The sequence below is a fragment of the Micromonospora sp. CA-244673 genome (assembly GCF_050948395.1).
Classification (GTDB): Bacteria; Actinomycetota; Actinomycetes; order Mycobacteriales; family Micromonosporaceae; genus Micromonospora.
In genome coordinates this window covers 4,301,375-4,317,565 of record NZ_CP192019.1, presented here as the reverse complement: position 1 = coordinate 4,317,565, position 16,191 = coordinate 4,301,375, and the positions used below count along the sequence as shown (strand labels likewise).

The following is a 16,191-nucleotide window of genomic DNA, read 5'->3' as shown; positions in this document are numbered from 1 at the left end:
CGTCACGACGGTCGTGCCAGGTACGCCGTCTTGACGTCGCCCGAGAACCCGCAGGCCTTGTAGAAGGCGTGGGTCGCGGGCCTGCGCGATCCCGTCATCAGCATCGCCTTGTAACAACCCGCGTCCCACGCGGCCTGAAGCGTGCCGGCCATGATCTGCCTACCCAGGCCGGTGCCGCGCCGCGACTCCTCGACGACGACGTTCTCGATGACGGCGTAGGGCGACGCCGATCGGCTGATGTTGGGAATCACGTTGAGGTAGGTGCTGGCGACGACGAGCCTGTCCAGTTCGAGCACGAAGAGATGCAGTCCCGGAGTGGCCAGGATCTGCGCGAAGGCCCGTGCGTCGGATCCGTCCGTCATATGTGGATCATCGGGTTGCAGTTGCCGGTAGAGGCGGATGATCTGCGCGAAGTCGTCGGGCCGCGCCGCACGGAACATGCCTTGAGCGTAAACACCCGTCGGACCGCACCGCGCTCCCGCCCCGAGCACAGCGTCGGGCGGCCGGCGGGCTACCGAGCCGGCGTGGCACCGATCCTGCCTGTCCGATCGAGCCTGAGCAATCCGCCCAGCCGCCTTTATTGATCTAGCCATTTGCATGTAGCAATGGATCCAACGGCTGTCGTACTGTTCCGTCAGCACCCCGGGGAACGCACTTGTCGGGCGGATTTCGCCCATTTCGAGGCTGGGCGGTGGGCGGTCGTGACAGCACATCCTATGGCGGAAGATCCTGTGTCGACAGACGCGAGTTGGGTGGACGACATTCTTTTCACCGGGCGTCCCACCGACATTTGTCTGCGCCTGCCCGAGCCGGTCGACAAGGCCACCCTGCGCCGCCTCGTCGGCGCGGCGCAGACCCGGCTGGCCGAGGCCGGCCTGCGCCCCGGCGGCGCCGCCGCGCTGCGGCTGCCCCCGTCGCTGGCGTACGTGGTGAACCTGCTGGCCACCTGGCGCACCGGCGCCCAGGCGATCCTGCTCGACCACCGGCTCACCGACCACGAGGTCGACAAGGCCCTGCGCCGGCTCGGCCCGCAGGTGGTGGTCGCCCCCATGCGGACCGGCGGCGGCGCCCTGCGGATCTTCGTGGACGTCACCGAGGGCGTCACCGCCTACGCGGACCGCCCCGCCGGCAGCCCGCACGTCGTGATCCAGCTCAGCTCCGGCTCCACCGGGCCGTCCAAGGTGATCGGGCGCACCGCCGCGGACCTGGTCGGGGAGGTGCACCGCTACACCCGGATCGACGGAGTGGCGCTGCCCGGCGAGCGGATCGTCCTGCTGCCCTCCATGGTGCACGTGCTCGGCCTGGTCGGCGGCCTGCTCTACGGGCTGCACGCCGGCGTCGAGCTGTGCCCGCCGGAGCGGCTCAGCGGCGACGCGATCCTCGCCGCCGTCGCCGCCCAGGACAGCCCGGCCACCGTGCTCGGCGTGCCGTTCCACATCGGCCTGCTCGCCTCCACCGTGCCGTCCGGGCCGCTGCCGCAGCTCAAGCGGATGACCACCGGCGGGGAGCTGGTCCCGGCCGCCGTCGCCCGCGCCTTCACCGACCGCTACGGCGTCCCGCTGGGCAACATGTACGGGATGACCGAGGTCGGCGTCATCGGCACCGACCTGCACGGGGCGCACCGCCCCGCCATCGCCCCCGCCCCCGGCATCCGGGTCCGCGAGTCCGGCGGCGAGCTGTGGGTCAGCTGCCCGGCCAACCCGTACGTCGGGCTCGCCGACCCGACCCGCTGGGCCGACGGCTGGCTGCACACCCGCGACGCCGGCGCGGTCGACCCGGACACCGGGCTGGTCACCGTCAAGGGCCGGCTCGACTCGCAGGTGTCGGTGGGCGGCATGAAGGTCGACCTGACCGAGGTGGAGGCCACCGTCGCCGAGCTGCCCGGGGTGACCGCCGCCGTGGTGGTCTGGGACGACGGCATCACCGCGTACGTGCAGACCGACGGCTCACTCTCCGAGGACACCCTGGACAAGCTGCTCGCCGAGCGCCTGGCCGGCTACAAGCGGCCCCGCACCCTGCACCTGCTGGATCAGCTGCCCCGCACCACCACCGGCAAGCTGGTCCGCTCCACTGCGGCGCTGCGGGACGCCGCGTCATGACCGGCCCGCTGTTCGAGGGCGACCTCGACCGGCCCGGCCGCCCCGGCGACCGCGACGGCGAGCACCAGGCCCGCCCCGCCGGCCGGGTGGCCGACCCGCACCCCGGGACAGCCGTGGACCGGGCGCAGCAGCTCGCCGGCGCCGGCCGGCACGGGCATCCGCCGGCGCAGCCCGCCGTCGCGCAGCCCCGTGCCGAGCGCCTTGCCGACCGCCTCCTTGGCCGTCCACAGGCGCAGGAAGTCCAGCTCCCGGCCGTCCTCGGCCCGGGCGGCCAGCCAGGCCGCCTCCTCCGGGTCGAACCAGCGCCGGGCCAGGGGCGTGGCGGGCAGCGGCCGGCGCCGCTCGACGTCCACCCCGACCGGCCCGCCCGCCCGCGCGGCCACCACGACCATCCCGTCGACGTGGCTGACGCTGACCGGCAGCGTCCGCCCGTCGGCCGCGCACACCTCCGGGCGCCCGCCGGGCGCCCGTCCCACCCCGATCTCCGCCTCGGGCCGGCCGAGCAACGCGCCACCCGCGCGCCTCAGCAGCCGCCGCGCCAGCTCCCGCTGGTCGCCGGCGGTCCGGTCGGTCCACACGTACACGGTGTCCCGACCGGGCACCGGTAGCTGGCTCACGGAAAGAGGTTAACGCCATGCGAGACGAGGTCCGCACCTTCGTCATCGAACAGCTCGCCGACATGAACTACGACGTCGAGGACGTCGACGACGACACCACCCTCGGCCCCTCCGGCGTCGACCTCGAGTCGCTGGCCCTGGCCGACCTCGCGGTCCGGGTCGAGGACCGGTACGGCCTGAAGTTCGACGACGACGAGTCGGAGAAGCTGGCCCTCATGACGGTCGGCGAGTTCACCACGATGGTCGCCGACCGGGTGGCCGCGAACAGCGACAACTCCTGATGACCGGTCAGCCCGACCTGGGGCGAGCTGACCTGGTGAGCATGCTCGCCGAACTGACCGCGAAACCCGTCGACCAGGTGCCCGACCGGATCGGCTCGATGGAGCTGGCCTGGCTCGTGCACCTCGTCGAGCAACGCTACGACCGCCGGCTGGAGCTGACCGACGACCAGCTCGCCGGCATCCGCACCGTCGACGACGCCCTCGCGGTGTTCCGGACCTCGCTGACCGTTCCCGCAGATGGCTGAGCGGGAGCCTGTACGGATCACCGGCGTCCACGCGCTCAGCGCCCTCGGCAGGGGCGCCGACGCGCTGCTCGCCGGGGTGCTCGCCGGCACCCCGGCGTTCACACCGGTGCGCCGCTTCGACACCGGCGGCCGCCGGGTCACCGTGGCGGCCACCCTGCCGGAGGTCGGCACCCTCGCCGACGAGCTGGCCGACGCGATCGACCGCGCCTGCCGGGCGGCCGGTCTGGACCGCACGCACCGGGCCGGCGCCGCGCTGTTCCTGGCCGCGCACGGCGGCCCGCACTCGCTGCCGGCGCCGGACCGTCCGGGCGGCGGGGACGCCGGGCCGGAGGTGCCGGCGCTCGCCGGCCACCTGGCCCGCCGCTGCGGCCTCGGGGAACGCACCCGCGTCTACACCACGGCCTGCGTGTCGGCGAGCACCGCGGTCGCCGACGCCGCGACCCTGATCAGCCGGGGCGACCTGGACCGGGTCGTGGTCGCCGCCGGCTACCTGGTCGAGCCGGACCAGTACGCCCTCTTCGACGCCGGGCGGGCGCTCGCCGCCGACGGCGCGGTCCGCCCGTTCAGCGCCGGCCGCCAGGGCCTGCTGCTCGGCGACGGGGTGGTCGCGGTGGTGCTGGAGTCGGCCCGCGTGGCCGCCCGCCGGGGCGCCTCGACGCTGGCCACGGTGGCCGGGTGGGGGCGGGCCGGCGACGCGTACCACCCGTGCCAGCCGCACCCGCGGGGGCACGGGCTGGCCCGGGCGGTCGAGGCGGCGCTGCGCCGGGCCGGGCTGGCGGGCACGGCGGTGGGCTACGTCAACGCCAACGCCACCGGCACCCCGTACAGCGACGCCTCGGAGGCGGCGGCGCTGGGCCGGGTGTTCGGCGCGGCGGCCGGACGGATCCCGGTCAGCTCCACGAAGGCGGTGCACGGGCACGCGCTGGAGGCGTCCGGCCTGCTCGAACTGGTGGTCACCGTGCTCGCGCTCGGGCACGGCAAGCTGCCGGTCAACGCCGGCTGGCTCGGCCCCGACGAGAACTGCCCGCTGGACGTCGTCACCGACGCGCCGCGCCCGGCCACCACGGCCCACGCGCTGACCCTCAACGCCGCGTTCGGCGGGGCGAACACCGCCCTGCTGGTCGGTGCGCCGTGACCGCCCCGGTGCTGGCCGAGGCCCGCTGGCCGGAGGCGGGGGACGGGCCGCCGCCGGCCGTGCCGGGCTTCGTGCACTCGGCGTTCGCGCCGCTGGTGGTGGCGGTGGCCGACCGCTGCCTGCGCGCCCGGTACGGGGCGGGGCCGCTGCCCGCCGGCAACCGTACGGCGGTGGTGCTGGTCAGCGCGGGCGGCGACCGGGCCAGCGCCGCGCACGTCCGCGCCACGGTCGCGGCCGGCGGCCGGGTCGGTCCGCTGTTCTTCTTCCAGTCGGTGCCGAACAGCGTGGCCGGGCACGTCGCGGCGCGCTGGGGACTGGACGGGCCGGTGGTGTGCCTGAGCCCCACGGGGGACGCACGGGCGGAGGGCGCCGCCGAGGCGGACCTGCTGCTGTACGACGGCGACGCCGCGCAGGCGTTGCTGGTCCTGATCGAACAGGCACCGGACGGTACGCCGGGCGAGGCGACCGCGGTGCTGCTGGGGGAGGGAACACGTCAATGAGGACGAAGGGACTGCGCGGCGCCCTGGCGGCCGACACCGGGGTGGGCGCGGGCAACGTGCTCGCCCGGGTGCTGGCCCACGGCGCCGACCCGGACGGGCCGGGACTCACGTTCGACACCGCGGTCGACGGCCACCCGGCCGGGACACCGCTGACCCTGGGCCGGCTCGACCAGCTGGTCGCTGCCCGGGCCGCCTGGCTGCACGAGCGCGGGGTCCGGCCCCGCGACCCGGTCGCCGTCTGGGCCGGCGCCGCCGCCGACATGGTGCTGTCGTTCCTGGCGCTGGCCCGGCTCGGGGCGATCCCCGCGCTGATGAACGGCCGGCTGCGCCCGGAGATCGCCGCCGAGTACATCCGCCGGCTGCGCGCCGCCGGGGTGCTCGCCGACGCCGCGCACGCCGCGGCCCTTCAGGGGCACGACCTGGGGGCGCCCCTGCTCGGCGAGCCGGCCGAGGCGGGCGGCGGCGACCCGGCCGCGGCGCCGGCGCACTACCGGCACCACGACGACGACCCGGTCGTCATCACGCACACCTCCGGCACCACCGGTGTGCCGAAGGCGGTGCTGCACTCCCACGCCAGCCTCTTCGCCGCCACCCGGCACCTGCTCGCCATGCCGCAGGCGCAGGGCACCACCCGGATCCTCAACGCGCTGCCCGCCCCGCACACCGCGACGGTGCTCATGGTCAACCAGGCGCTGGGCAACCGGGCGGAGATGCTCCTCCTCTCCGAGCAGGGCGGCGAACGGGTGCTCGACGCCATCCAGCGCTGGCGGCCGGACGGCGTGTTCGGGTTCTCCGTCACCTGGGCCGAGCTGGCCCGCTTCGACCTGTCGGCGTACGACCTGGACTCGGTGCGGCTGTGGTTCAACACCGGCGACTGCTCGCACGAACCGCACGTGCGCCGGCTCGTCAAGGTCGGCTCGCGGGACGTGATGACCCGCGACGGGGTGACCCGGGTGCCCGGCTCGGTCTTCATCGACGGGCTCGGCTCCAGCGAGATGGGCCACTCGATGTTCCACATCAGCCACACCGTCGACACCGACCGGTACGGCCGCTGCGTCGGCCGCCCGTACCGGTTCACGAAGGTGGCCGTGCTCGACGAGGCGGGCAACGAGCTGCCGCCCGGGCAGGTCGGCTGGCTGGGCATCGACTCGCCGTCGCTGTTCCGCGGCTACTGGAACGACTCGGTCACCACCTACCGGTCCCGGCTGCGGGGCTGGTACCTCACCGGCGACCTGGTCCACGCCGACGCCGACGGCCGCTACTACCACCTGGACCGCGCCGTGGACTCGGTCGAGACGGGCGACGGGAAGCGGTTCTTCACGGCGCTGTCCGAGGAACGGATCCTCGCCGCCTGCGCCGACGTCACCGACTGCACCGTGGTGATCGTCAAGGAGGACGACGAAGGCGGACGACCACTCCGGCCCGGCATGTCCGACGCCACGCCACGACCCGGAGCAGTCGTCACGGACGTGCTGCTGGAGCTGGCGGCCGGGGCGGACCCGGCCGAGGACCGCACGGCGCGGATCCGGGCCGCGATCGGGCCGGACCTGGCCGCCACCCTGCGCCGGGTGGTGCCGGTGCGCGCCGAGGACATCCCGGTCACCGTGACCGGCAAGGTCCGCAAGGTGGCGCTGCGCGAGCGCTACCTCGCCGAGGCCCCGTCATGAGCGCCGTCGTCACCGGCATGGGGCTGTTCACCCCGGCCGGCCGGGGCGTCGAGGAGACGTTCACGGCGCTCACCACCGGCCGGTCCGGGTTGCGCCGGCCGCCCGAGGGGCACCCGGCGCGGGACAGCCTCGAGGTGGCCGGGATCCTGCCGGACATCGACCCGCGCAGCGTCGCGTCCGGCCCGGAGACGAAGGTGCTCGACCGGGTCGTGCTGCTCGCCCTGATCACCGCGGCCGAGGCGCTCGTTGACGCCGGCATCGAGGTGGGGCGCGACGTCGACCCGGACCGGATCGGGGTCATCGTCGGCGGCGTCGGCGGAATGTCCACGCTGGAGAGTCAGGTCCTGGCCCGCGCCGCGCGGGGCCGGGCGGCGGTCAGCCCGTACCTGCTCACCGGGATCCTGCCGAACATGCCGTCGGCCCGGATCGCCATCGCCCACGGCATCCGGGGTTACAGCTCCGCGGTGGGCACGGCCTGCGCCTCCGGCGCCCAGGCGGTGGCCGACGGGGTACGCCTCATCCGGGCCGGCGAGGCTGACGTGGTGCTCTGCGGGGCGAGCGAGGCGCCGCTCTTCCCGACCTTCGCCGACACCTTCGGCAACGCCCGGGCCCTGGCCCGGGGCTGGGACGAGCCCACCGAGGCCAGCCGCCCGTTCGACAAGCGGCGCAACGGGTTCGTGCTCGCCGAGGGGGCGGCGCTGCTGGTGCTGGAACGCGCCGAGCACGCCGCCGCCCGGGGGGTGACCGGCTACGCCGAGGTGGCCGGCTACGGGGTGAACATCGACGCCCACCACCCGACCGCGCCCCGGCCGGACGGCGCCGGGGCGGCCGCCTGCATGCGCCGGGCGCTGGCCGGCGGGGGAGTGACGCCGGCCGACGTCGGCTACGTCAACGCGCACGGCACCGGCACCAGGCTCGGCGACATCGCCGAGACCACCGCGCTCGCCGAGGTGTTCGGCGCCGGCGGGGTGCCGGTCAGCTCCACCAAGGCGCTCACCGGGCACCTGCTCGGCGCCTCCGGCGTGCTGGAGGCGGCGGCCACCGCCCTCGCCCTCGGGCGCGGGCTGCTCCCGCCCACCTACCACCTGGACGACCCGGACCCGGACTGCGACGCGGACCACGTCCGCGCCGCGCCCCGGGCCACCCGGGCCGACCACGCGCTGACCAACTCGTTCGGGTTCGGCGGCCAGAACGTCAGCCTGCTGCTGCGCCGGAACTGATCGGACTTGACCCCGGGCGGACGCCCGGGTCGCAGTCACGGGGGGAACAGGGGGAAAGGCTACCTATGGACATCAATGGCATAGACCACATCGAGCTGTACGTGGGAGACGCCCGCCAGGCCGCCTTCTACTTCGACACCGCCGTCGGCTTCCGGCTGCGGGGCCAGGGCGGCCCGGAGACCGGGCTGGCCGGGCAGCGTTCGCTGCTGCTCGAACAGGCCGACATCCGGATGGTGCTCACCAGCGGGCTGACCGCCGAGCACCCGGCGTCGACCTACGTGCACCGGCACGGCGACGGCATCGCGGTGGTGGCCCTGGAGGTCGACGACGCCGCCGGGGCGTACGCGGAGCTGGTGGCCCGGGGTGCGACCGGGGTGACCGGGCCGCGCACCTTCACGGGCGCGGACGCCGAGGTGGTGACCGCCGAGGTCGGCGGCTTCGGCGACGTGCTGCACCGCCTGGTCGAGCGGCGCGGCGACCGGACGCGGTTCCTGCCCGGTGCGATCGAGGAGGTTCCCGGCGGCGGCGACCGCCCGCTGCTCGCCGAGATCGACCACCTGGCGGTCTGCGTGCCGCCGGGCCAGCTCGACGAGACGATCGGGCACTACGAGAAGGTTTTCGGCTTCGCGCAGATCTTCGAGGAGCACATCGAGGTCGCCGGGCAGGCGATGAACTCGAAGGTGGTGCAGAGCCCGTCGGGGCGGGTGACCCTCGTGCTGCTGGAGCCGGACACCGGCCGGCGGCCGGGGCAGATCGAGGACTTCCTGCGCTGGCACGCCGGTGCCGGGGTGCAGCACCTCGGGCTGCGCACCGACGACATCGTCACGGCGGTCGGCGCCCTCGCCGGCCGGGGGGTGCGCTTCGCGGGCACCCCGGGCGCCTACTACGACGACCTGGAACGGCGGGTCGGCAAGGTGGACGCGCCGCTGGACCGGCTGCGCGACCTGAGCATCCTGGTCGACTCGGACCACGACGGCCAGCTGCTGCAGATCTTCACCGAGTCGATGCACGTGCGCCGCACCCTCTTCCTCGAAGTCATCGAGCGGCGCGGGGCGCGCACCTTCGGCAGCGGCAACATCAAGGCGCTCTACGAGGCCAAGGAACGCGAGCTCGCCGCGGCGGGGGCGACCCCCGCCGCCGCGGCCGGTACGGCAGGAGGGGTTCGGGCATGACCACGACACATCCGGCACTGACCGCCGAGGAGCAGGCGCTGCTGCCGTCCGACGAGGACGTGCGGCACTACGCCGAACACGGCTGGTACCTGAGCAGGAAGCTGCTCACCGACGACGAGGTGGACACCCTCGCCGCCGCGACCGACCGCTACTACGCCGGGGAGCGGGACCGGCGGCTGCCCGTCCGCCCGCCGAAGCTGGCCTACTGGGAGCCCGCCAAGGGCGACGTGCAGCGGCACAACGACTACGTGCACCACGAGCACGACGCCATCGGCCGGATCCTGCGCAAGCCGCTGATCGGCGCGGTCGCCGCCCGGCTCGCGCGGGCCGACGAGATCCGGATCTTCCAGTCCACCCTCATCCACAAGCCGCCGATCTCCGGCGAGCCGTCCAACATCGTGCCGTGGCACTTCGACAAGCACTACTGGGCGTCCTCCTCCTCGGAGAACATGCTCACCGCGTTCATCCCGTTCCACGACTGTGGCGAGGAGATGGGCACCATCACCATCGTCGACGGCTCGCACCGCTGGCGGGAGGTCGGCGCGGACGACACCGTGGTGCGGCACTTCGCCGACCGGGACCGCGACCAGCTGGAGGAGATGCTCGCCGAGAACGCCGCCCACAACGGGGCGGAGATCCGCAAGGTGCCCATGGTGATCCCGAAGGGGCACATGAGCTTCCACCACTGCCGCGTCTACCACGGCAGCGGCGCCAACGTCAGCGGTCGCCCCCGCCAGGCCATCTCGCTGCACCTGCAGGACGGCGCCAACGCCTGGCGGGAGTATCCGCTCTCCGACGGCACCCTCGCCGCGTACAACCACGACGTGCTGGTCCGCCGCACCCCCGACGGCCGGCCGGACTACGCGGACCCCGAGTTCTGTCCCGTCATCTGGCGCGACCGCGCCCCGCAGGGAGGCTGACATGTCACGGTACGACTGGGGGAGGACGCACCCGGGCATCGAGCGGCTGGAGCGGGCGGTGACCGACCGCCGCGACGTGGTGGTCAAGCACCCGCTCTACGCCAACCTGGACACCCACGAGGCGCTGGTCACCTTCATGGAGCACCACGTCTTCGCGGTGTGGGACTTCATGTCGCTGCTGAAGTCGTTGCAGCGCCAGCTCACCTGCGTGACCGTCCCGTGGATCCCCACCGGCCCGACCGGCAGCCGCCGCCTCATCAACGACATCGTCATGGTCGAGGAGAGCGACGAGCTGGGCGACGGCTACATCAGCCACTTCGAGCTGTACGTGCGGGGCATGCGGGAGGCCGGCGCGGACACCGGTGCCGTGGACCGGCTGGTCGACCTGCTGCGCGCCGGCCGGCCGGTCACCGGGGCGCTGGCCGAGGCGGGCGTGCCCGCGCCGTCGGCCGCGTTCGCCGCCACCACCTGGCGGATCATCGAGAGCACCCCGGTGCACTGCCAGGCGGCGGCCTTCGCCTTCGGCCGGGAGGACCTCATCCCGGAGATGTTCACCCAGGTCGTCGCGGTCAACGAGCGCAGCAACCGGCTCAACACGTTCGTCGACTACCTGGAGCGGCACATCGAGGTCGACGGCGAGCAGCACACCCCGATGGCCATGCAGATGCTCGCCGACCTGTGCGGCGACGACGACGGCAAGTGGCAGGAGTGCGCCGACACGGTCAACGACGCGCTCGCCGCCCGGGCGCGGCTCTGGGACGGCATCCTGGCCGCGATCAAGGAGGGCCGCCCGGCGTGACCGGTCCCGACCCGGCCGGCCTCTACCGGACGGTCCGGCTCATCCGCCGCTTCGAGGAGCGGGCGATCGAGCTGGTCGACGCCGGGGAGATCGTCGGTGGCATCCACCCGTACCTCGGCCAGGAGGGCGTCGCCGCCGGGGTCTGCGCGGCGCTGCGGGGCGCGGACCTGGTGACCGGCACCCACCGCGGGCACGGGCATGTGCTGGCCAAGGGCGCCGACCCGGCCCGGATGCTCGCCGAGCTGTGCGGCCGGGTCACCGGGCTCAACCGGGGCCGGGGCGGGTCGATGCACGCCGCCGACTTCGGCGTCGGGGTGCTCGGCGCCAACGCCATCGTCGGGGCCGCCGGCGCGATCCTCACCGGAGCGGTGTGGGCGCGCCGGCGGCGCGGCGACGACGTGGTCGGGGCGACCTTCTTCGGCGACGGCGCGGTCAACGAGGGGATGCTCCTCGAGGCGTTCAACCTGGCCGCGCTCTGGCGGGTGCCGGTGCTCTTCGTCTGCGAGAACAACGGCTACGCCACCACCATGCCGGTCGAGGGCGCGGTCGCCGGCACCATCGCGGGCCGCGCCGCCGCCTTCGGCATGCCGGCCACCGCCGTCGACGGCCAGGACCCCGAGAAGGTACGCGAGGCCACGGCCGCCGCCGTCGCGCGGATGCGCGCCGGCGGCGGCCCCGAGCTGGTCGAGGCCCGCACCTACCGGTTCGACGCCCACCACACCTTCGAACACCGGGTACGCCTCGACTACCGCCCGCCCGAGGAGGTGGCCGCCGCGCGCCTCCGGGACCCGGTGCTCATCCAGGGCGACCGGCTGCCCGCCGCGGCCCGTGCGGCGGTCGACGCCGAGGTCGAGGCCACCCTCGCCGCGGCGGTGGACTTCGCGCTGGCCGGCCCGGCGCCCGATCCCGCCACCGCCCTCGACCACCTGTACGCCAGCGGGCTCACCGCCCGGACCGGAGGTGGCTGATGCCCCGGCTCTCCTACCGCAGGGCGCTCACCCGGGCGCTCGCCGACGAGATGACCCGCGACGAGTCGGTCATCCTGCTCGGCGAGGACATCCGGGTGGCCGCCGCCAACGTCACCACCGGCCTGTTCAAGAAGTTCGGCCCGGAGCGGGTCCTCGACACGCCCCTGTCGGAGCAGGCGTTCACCAGCTTCGCCACCGGCGCCGCGCTGGCCGGGGCACGCCCGGTCATCGAGTTCCAGATCCCGTCGCTGCTCTTCCTGGTCTTCGAGCAGATCGTCAACCACGCGCACAAGTTCCCGCTGATGACCGGCGGCCAGTGCGCGGTGCCGGTCACCTACCTGGTGCCCGGCTCCGGCTCCCGCACCGGCTGGGCCGGGCAGCACTCCGACCACCCGTACAGCCTCTTCGCCCACGTCGGGGTCACCACCGTGGTGCCGGCCACCCCGGCCGACGCGTACGGGCTGCTGGTGTCGGCGATCCGCTGCGACGACCCGGTGGTGGTGTTCGCCCCCGCCGGGGCCCTCGACGTGCGGGCCGACGTCACCGACCTCGCCCCGGTGCCGCTGGGGCGGGGCGTGGTGCGCCGCCCGGGCACGGACGTCACGGTGGTCGCCGTCGGGCACCTGGTGCACGAGGCCCTGGCCGTCGCCGACGAACTGGCCGGCCAGGTCTCGGTGGAGGTCTTCGACCCGCGCACGCTGTATCCGTTCGACTGGGACGGGCTGCTCGACTCGGTGTCCCGCACCGGGCGCCTCGTGGTGGTGGACGACTCCAACCGGTCCTGCGGGATCGCCGGGGAGATCATCGCCACCGTCGTCGAGCGGGTCCCGCTCGCCGCGCCGCCCCGCCGGGTCACCCGACCGGACGGCGCCGTGCTGCCCTTCGCGCCCGCCCTGGACCGGGCCGTGCAGCCCGGCCGCGACCAGCTCACCGCCGCCATCCAACTGACCTGTAAGGACGGATGAACGATGGACCCGAACTACCCGTGGCCGCCCGCCGGGCAGGCGTGGACCGACCTGCCCGAGCCGACCCGTGCGGCGATGGTGGCGGCCGGCGCCGGCGCCTGGGAGAAGATCTTCCACGGCCGGGCCACGTACAACAAGCAGTGGCGGCTGGCTCGGCCCCCGGTGCTCACGGCCGACGCGTTCCGCGAGCTGAACGAGGTCTGCGACCGGATCGCCCAGCTCATCCTGGAGGCGTGCCGGCGGCGCGCCCGCACCGCCGGGGACCTGCGCCGGCTGCTCGACGTGCCGGCCGGGGAGACCCGGCTGCTGGACGAGGACGAGCCGCTGCACGAGGGACTGCTGGCCGCGTACCGGCCGGACGTGCTGTTCTCCGGCGGCGTGCCGTGCATCGTGGAGTACAACATCGACAGCAGCCTGGGCGGCGGCTTCGACGCCGACACGGTCATCTACCGGTACGCCGAGCTCTACCGCGAGCACGGCCTGCTCGACGGGCTGCCGGTCCGGCCCGCACCGTCCCTGCTCGACCAGCGGTTCGTGGCCATCCGCGACACCCTCGGCCTGCCCGCCGGCGCCCGGGTGGCGCTGCTCATGGACTTCGACGCCGAGTACCCGGGCCTGGACGACCCCGACACGTTCATCCGGATCCTGTCGCCGCTCGCCGACCAGGCCGCGCGCTTCGGCATCGACCTGGTCATCGCGCCGGTCCGCACCGCCGCCCTGGACGAGCACCGCCGGCTCGTGGTCGGCGGCGCCCCGGTCGACGCGCTGTTCCGGCTCTTCGTGCCCAACCGGGTCACTCCCAGCTCCGGCCTGGACGCGGTGGCCGGCGCCCTCGCGGCCGGCACGCTGCCGATGTTCGTCAGCAGCGCCGCCTGGCTGCTCAGCAACAAGCTCAACTACGCCTGGCTCTGGGCCGACCTGGACCTGCTGCCCGAGGCCGACCGGGCGCTGATCCGCCGGTACGTCCCGCACACCGTGGCGCTCACCGCCGACCAGCTCGACCGCGCCCTGGCCGAGCAGGCCGACCTGGTCGCCAAGCCGGCCGGCGGCTCGGCCGGGCACGGGGTGCTGATCGGCCGGGAGATGAGCCCGGTGGCCTGGGAGGACGGGGTCCGTGCGGCGATCGACGCGGGCGGCAACATCCTCCAGCGCTACCACGTGGCCGACCGGGTGGCCATGGACTTCGTGCAGATCGAGACCGGCGAGACGGTCACCGCCGAGGTCCCCTACAGCCTCGCCCCGTACCTGTTCGGCAGAACGGGCTCCGGCGCCCTGGCGCGCGTCGGCTACCCCGGCTGCGAGGAGGTCCTCAACCTGGCCAGAGGCGTCCTCATGACCGGCATCCTCCTGACCACCTGACCCCCGCCCCCCTCCCTCTCCGCCCCCCGCCGCCGCGTTGATCAAGAAGTTTGCGTCTCGCCGCGCCGGGATTCCTGACGCAGACCTCTTGGTCAACGCTGAGTGGCGGGTGCGGTGGGGGTGGTGAAGAAGGCCGCGATGGGGTCGACGAGCTTCGGCGGGGCTACGGCGATGCCGTTGTGGGCGCTGCCCGGGATCAACAGGGTCCGGGCCCGGGGGAGGGCGGCGGCCAGAAGATCGTTGATCTCGGTGAAGTAGGGGGCGGCCCTGGCGCCGCTGACCAGCAGCACCTCGGCGGCGATCCCCGCGTACTCCTCGGCCGGTCCCTCGTGCGCCTGCACCTGCCGCGACTCGGCCAGCGTCATCCCCACGAGGCTGCCCATCGTCCGCCCGACCTCGGTGCGCAGGAACGCCCGGCAGATCGCGGTACGCACGACGAGGGGCAGCCGCGACGCGGGTGAGTGCGGGTTGACGCCCGCCCCCACGATCGCCAGCGCCCGTGCCGGGTTCCCGGCCCGGATCGCCTCCTCGGCCGGGTCGAGGAACGCGGTCGGCAGGCCGTGGCCGGCCAGGCGGAGCGGCAGGTCGTAGAGCGCGATCCGGTCCAGCGGCAGCCGGAGCGCCGCCCGGAGGACGACGAACGCGCCGTAGCTGTGCCCGATGGCCCGGCGGGCGCCGGTGTGTGCGAGCACCGCCCCGAGGTCGTCGATCTCCTGCTCCACCGTGTACGGCTCGCGCCGGGGCGCGGCGTCCGCACGGCCCCGCCGGTTGTACAGGTGGACGGTGAACCGGTCGGCGAGCCGCGCAACGAGCCGACGGTATTCGTGGATGGTGACCCCGCCCCCGTGCACCAGCACGAGATCCGGGCCGCTGCCCCTCGAGTGCAGGACGATCCCCGCGCCGTCCGGTGCCGTGATCCGCTCCATGGCTGCTCCCTCCTACCCCGCGAAACCGCGAACGCTGTTTGCAGTTTACAGTGGTGTGGTGACCGGCGCACCGAGGAATCCGGCCGACGGCGACTCCGCCGGACGGTCGATCTGGACCCGGCCGCAGCGCGGCGCCCGCGGCCCCGCCCCGACGCACAGCCGCGACGAGATCGTCGCCGCCGCCGTCGCGCTGGCCGACGCCGACGGGCTGGGCGCCGTGTCGATGCGCGCGGTCGCCGGGGCGCTCGGGATGGCCGCCGGCTCGCTCTACCGGCACCTGTCCTCCCGGGACGACCTGCTCGACCTGATGGTCGACCGGTGCGTGGGGGAGCTGCGGCCGTACCCGGCGGACGGCGGAACCTGGCTGGACCAGTTCCTCCTGCTGGCCCGTCGCCAACTCGCGCTCTACCTGCGCCACCCGTGGCTGCCCGACGCCATCGCCCGGCCCACCGTCCCCGGGCCCAACACCCTCGCCCACTTCGACGCCTGCCTGCGCCTGCTGCAACCGGTCCGGGCCGGGGTCGCCGCGAAGTTCGAAGCTATCGCCATGGTCACCGGCGTGGTCTCGCTCTTCGCCCGCAGCGCGGCGGCCGCCGGCACGGTCACCTTCGACCACGTCGACCTGGCGGCGTACCCGCACCTGGCCGCCGCGTTCGCCGAACCCCCGTCCACCCCGCCCGACCGCGACCTCTTCGAACGCACCCTGCGCAGCCTCCTGACCGGCCTGCTCACCACCGACCCACCCTGACCCCCTCGCGGGGCGGGGGCAGGTGTCGGGCGGGTCAGGTTGCGGTGGGGGCGGGCAGTTGGCGGGCGAGCGCCGCGCGCAGGGCCTTCGTCGAGGGGCGGAGCACACCGATGTGGACCCGGTATTCCGGCCGGCCGGCGCGTACGCGGGGCCGCAGAGTGGCGGCGGGCGGGACCGCCTCCGGGCGCAGCGTGACCCGGAGGGTGGCGAGCGGACCGACGTGTCGGATCACCGCCGACTCGATCGCCTGCCACGGGAGGACGACCCCCCGCCCCTTGTCGGCCAGGCCCAGCCCCGCGTCGGTGACGTCGACCGCCGGCCAGTTGCGCCGGTGGAAGACGAACGACAGGGCGGTGAAGGCGACCACGAAGACCACACCCGAGCCGGCCGTGCCGGACAGGTCGGCCGGCGGCCGCCGGGCCACGAGGGCGAACACGGTCTGGGCGATCACCCAGGCCACGACGCCGAGCAGCAGCAGCAGTCCGGCCATCCGTGCCGGGGACGTCCGGAAGGCCGTCGTCTCGTGCTCAACCATGCGGGTCCTCCGGTCGACAGGGTGCGGACGACTGT

At 74.5% G+C, this 16,191-nt stretch carries 18 protein-coding genes; 14 read left to right on the top strand and 4 right to left on the bottom strand.

Annotated features, from left to right (window positions below):
• Window positions 1-2: 2 nt before the first annotated feature.
• Window positions 3-440, bottom strand: coding sequence for an N-acetyltransferase family protein (locus ACQP12_RS20115; protein ID WP_433280985.1), 438 nt, complete (start codon window positions 438-440; stop codon window positions 3-5).
• Between the two features lie 276 nt (window positions 441-716).
• Here ACQP12_RS20115 and ACQP12_RS20110 point away from each other — a divergent pair, with 276 nt between their 5' ends.
• A complete protein-coding gene (locus ACQP12_RS20110; RefSeq protein ID WP_433280983.1) occupies window positions 717-2,099 on the top strand; it encodes a class I adenylate-forming enzyme family protein in 1,383 nt (460 codons plus the stop codon).
• On the opposite strand, the gene ACQP12_RS20105 is transcribed toward ACQP12_RS20110, so the two are convergent.
• Window positions 2,030-2,716: a 4'-phosphopantetheinyl transferase family protein gene (locus tag ACQP12_RS20105; protein ID WP_433280981.1), complete on the bottom strand. Its 687-nt coding sequence runs from the start codon at window positions 2,714-2,716 to the stop codon at window positions 2,030-2,032. The genes ACQP12_RS20110 and ACQP12_RS20105 overlap by 70 nt on opposite strands.
• A 17-nt stretch (window positions 2,717-2,733) precedes the next feature.
• Here ACQP12_RS20105 and ACQP12_RS20100 point away from each other — a divergent pair, with 17 nt between their 5' ends.
• The 12 genes from ACQP12_RS20100 (at window position 2,734) to ACQP12_RS20045 (ending at window position 13,947) form a co-directional block, all read left to right on the top strand.
• Window positions 2,734-2,997, top strand: a complete 264-nt coding sequence (locus ACQP12_RS20100) for a phosphopantetheine-binding protein (RefSeq protein ID WP_357943135.1) — start codon at window positions 2,734-2,736, stop codon at window positions 2,995-2,997.
• Complete coding sequence (locus ACQP12_RS20095) at window positions 2,997-3,242, top strand: hypothetical protein (protein WP_091258815.1); 246 nt, start codon at window positions 2,997-2,999, stop codon at window positions 3,240-3,242. Before ACQP12_RS20100 ends, ACQP12_RS20095 begins: the two co-directional genes overlap by 1 nt.
• The gene (locus ACQP12_RS20090) at window positions 3,235-4,377 is read left to right on the top strand and encodes a beta-ketoacyl-[acyl-carrier-protein] synthase family protein (RefSeq protein WP_433280978.1); all 1,143 of its coding nucleotides are present in this window, start codon (window positions 3,235-3,237) and stop codon (window positions 4,375-4,377) included. Before ACQP12_RS20095 ends, ACQP12_RS20090 begins: the two co-directional genes overlap by 8 nt.
• Complete coding sequence (locus ACQP12_RS20085; RefSeq protein ID WP_433280976.1) at window positions 4,374-4,877, top strand: beta-ketoacyl synthase chain length factor; 504 nt, start codon at window positions 4,374-4,376, stop codon at window positions 4,875-4,877. Before ACQP12_RS20090 ends, ACQP12_RS20085 begins: the two co-directional genes overlap by 4 nt.
• Window positions 4,874-6,544, top strand: coding sequence for a class I adenylate-forming enzyme family protein (locus tag ACQP12_RS20080; protein ID WP_433280974.1), 1,671 nt, complete (start codon window positions 4,874-4,876; stop codon window positions 6,542-6,544). Before ACQP12_RS20085 ends, ACQP12_RS20080 begins: the two co-directional genes overlap by 4 nt.
• Window positions 6,541-7,764: a beta-ketoacyl-[acyl-carrier-protein] synthase family protein gene (locus tag ACQP12_RS20075; protein WP_433280972.1), complete on the top strand. Its 1,224-nt coding sequence runs from the start codon at window positions 6,541-6,543 to the stop codon at window positions 7,762-7,764. Before ACQP12_RS20080 ends, ACQP12_RS20075 begins: the two co-directional genes overlap by 4 nt.
• A gap of 65 nt (window positions 7,765-7,829) precedes the next feature.
• Window positions 7,830-8,936, top strand: a complete 1,107-nt coding sequence (gene hppD / locus ACQP12_RS20070) for a 4-hydroxyphenylpyruvate dioxygenase (RefSeq protein WP_433280970.1) — start codon at window positions 7,830-7,832, stop codon at window positions 8,934-8,936.
• Window positions 8,933-9,856 (top strand): phytanoyl-CoA dioxygenase family protein, encoded by a 924-nt coding sequence (locus ACQP12_RS20065; protein WP_357943127.1) that lies wholly within the window; start codon window positions 8,933-8,935, stop codon window positions 9,854-9,856. Before hppD ends, ACQP12_RS20065 begins: the two co-directional genes overlap by 4 nt.
• 1 nt (window position 9,857) lies before the next feature.
• The gene (locus ACQP12_RS20060; RefSeq protein ID WP_433280967.1) at window positions 9,858-10,655 is read left to right on the top strand and encodes a DUF3050 domain-containing protein; all 798 of its coding nucleotides are present in this window, start codon (window positions 9,858-9,860) and stop codon (window positions 10,653-10,655) included.
• Window positions 10,652-11,623, top strand: coding sequence for a thiamine pyrophosphate-dependent dehydrogenase E1 component subunit alpha (locus ACQP12_RS20055; protein WP_433280965.1), 972 nt, complete (start codon window positions 10,652-10,654; stop codon window positions 11,621-11,623). The genes ACQP12_RS20060 and ACQP12_RS20055 overlap by 4 nt, the downstream gene beginning before the upstream one ends.
• Entirely contained in the window at window positions 11,623-12,588 is a 966-nt protein-coding gene (locus tag ACQP12_RS20050; protein WP_433280963.1) for an alpha-ketoacid dehydrogenase subunit beta, read from the top strand. The genes ACQP12_RS20055 and ACQP12_RS20050 overlap by 1 nt, the downstream gene beginning before the upstream one ends.
• Window positions 12,589-12,591: 3 nt before the next feature.
• On the top strand, window positions 12,592-13,947 hold the full coding sequence (locus ACQP12_RS20045) for a hypothetical protein (protein WP_433280961.1): 1,356 nt from the start codon (window positions 12,592-12,594) through the stop codon (window positions 13,945-13,947).
• 92 nt (window positions 13,948-14,039) lie between these two features.
• Here ACQP12_RS20045 and ACQP12_RS20040 read toward each other — a convergent pair whose 3' ends face one another.
• Window positions 14,040-14,873 carry an alpha/beta fold hydrolase gene (locus ACQP12_RS20040; RefSeq protein ID WP_433280959.1) on the bottom strand — a complete coding sequence of 278 codons (834 nt, stop codon included), beginning with the start codon at window positions 14,871-14,873 and terminating at the stop codon, window positions 14,040-14,042.
• Between the two features lie 58 nt (window positions 14,874-14,931).
• Here ACQP12_RS20040 and ACQP12_RS20035 point away from each other — a divergent pair, with 58 nt between their 5' ends.
• Window positions 14,932-15,621 (top strand): TetR/AcrR family transcriptional regulator, encoded by a 690-nt coding sequence (locus ACQP12_RS20035; protein ID WP_433280957.1) that lies wholly within the window; start codon window positions 14,932-14,934, stop codon window positions 15,619-15,621.
• 34 nt (window positions 15,622-15,655) lie between these two features.
• Here ACQP12_RS20035 and ACQP12_RS20030 read toward each other — a convergent pair whose 3' ends face one another.
• The gene (locus ACQP12_RS20030; protein ID WP_433280956.1) at window positions 15,656-16,156 is read right to left on the bottom strand and encodes a hypothetical protein; all 501 of its coding nucleotides are present in this window, start codon (window positions 16,154-16,156) and stop codon (window positions 15,656-15,658) included.
• Window positions 16,157-16,191 lie beyond the last annotated feature (35 nt).

Bases quoted from the DNA above. Each gene is read 5' to 3' on its own strand.
- ACQP12_RS20115 (WP_433280985.1), bottom strand. From the start codon at position 440: ATGTTCCGTGCGGCGCGGCCCGACGACTTCGCGCAGATCATCCGCCTC.
- ACQP12_RS20110 (WP_433280983.1), top strand. From the start codon at position 717: ATGGCGGAAGATCCTGTGTCGACAGACGCGAGTTGGGTGGACGACATT.
- ACQP12_RS20100 (WP_357943135.1), top strand. From the start codon at position 2,734: ATGCGAGACGAGGTCCGCACCTTCGTCATCGAACAGCTCGCCGACATG.
- ACQP12_RS20095 (WP_091258815.1), top strand. From the start codon at position 2,997: ATGACCGGTCAGCCCGACCTGGGGCGAGCTGACCTGGTGAGCATGCTC.
- ACQP12_RS20090 (WP_433280978.1), top strand. From the start codon at position 3,235: ATGGCTGAGCGGGAGCCTGTACGGATCACCGGCGTCCACGCGCTCAGC.
- ACQP12_RS20080 (WP_433280974.1), top strand. From the start codon at position 4,874: ATGAGGACGAAGGGACTGCGCGGCGCCCTGGCGGCCGACACCGGGGTG.
- ACQP12_RS20075 (WP_433280972.1), top strand. From the start codon at position 6,541: ATGAGCGCCGTCGTCACCGGCATGGGGCTGTTCACCCCGGCCGGCCGG.
- hppD (WP_433280970.1), top strand. From the start codon at position 7,830: ATGGACATCAATGGCATAGACCACATCGAGCTGTACGTGGGAGACGCC.
- ACQP12_RS20065 (WP_357943127.1), top strand. From the start codon at position 8,933: ATGACCACGACACATCCGGCACTGACCGCCGAGGAGCAGGCGCTGCTG.
- ACQP12_RS20060 (WP_433280967.1), top strand. From the start codon at position 9,858: ATGTCACGGTACGACTGGGGGAGGACGCACCCGGGCATCGAGCGGCTG.
- ACQP12_RS20050 (WP_433280963.1), top strand. From the start codon at position 11,623: ATGCCCCGGCTCTCCTACCGCAGGGCGCTCACCCGGGCGCTCGCCGAC.
- ACQP12_RS20045 (WP_433280961.1), top strand. From the start codon at position 12,592: ATGGACCCGAACTACCCGTGGCCGCCCGCCGGGCAGGCGTGGACCGAC.
- ACQP12_RS20040 (WP_433280959.1), bottom strand. From the start codon at position 14,873: ATGGAGCGGATCACGGCACCGGACGGCGCGGGGATCGTCCTGCACTCG.
- ACQP12_RS20030 (WP_433280956.1), bottom strand. From the start codon at position 16,156: ATGGTTGAGCACGAGACGACGGCCTTCCGGACGTCCCCGGCACGGATG.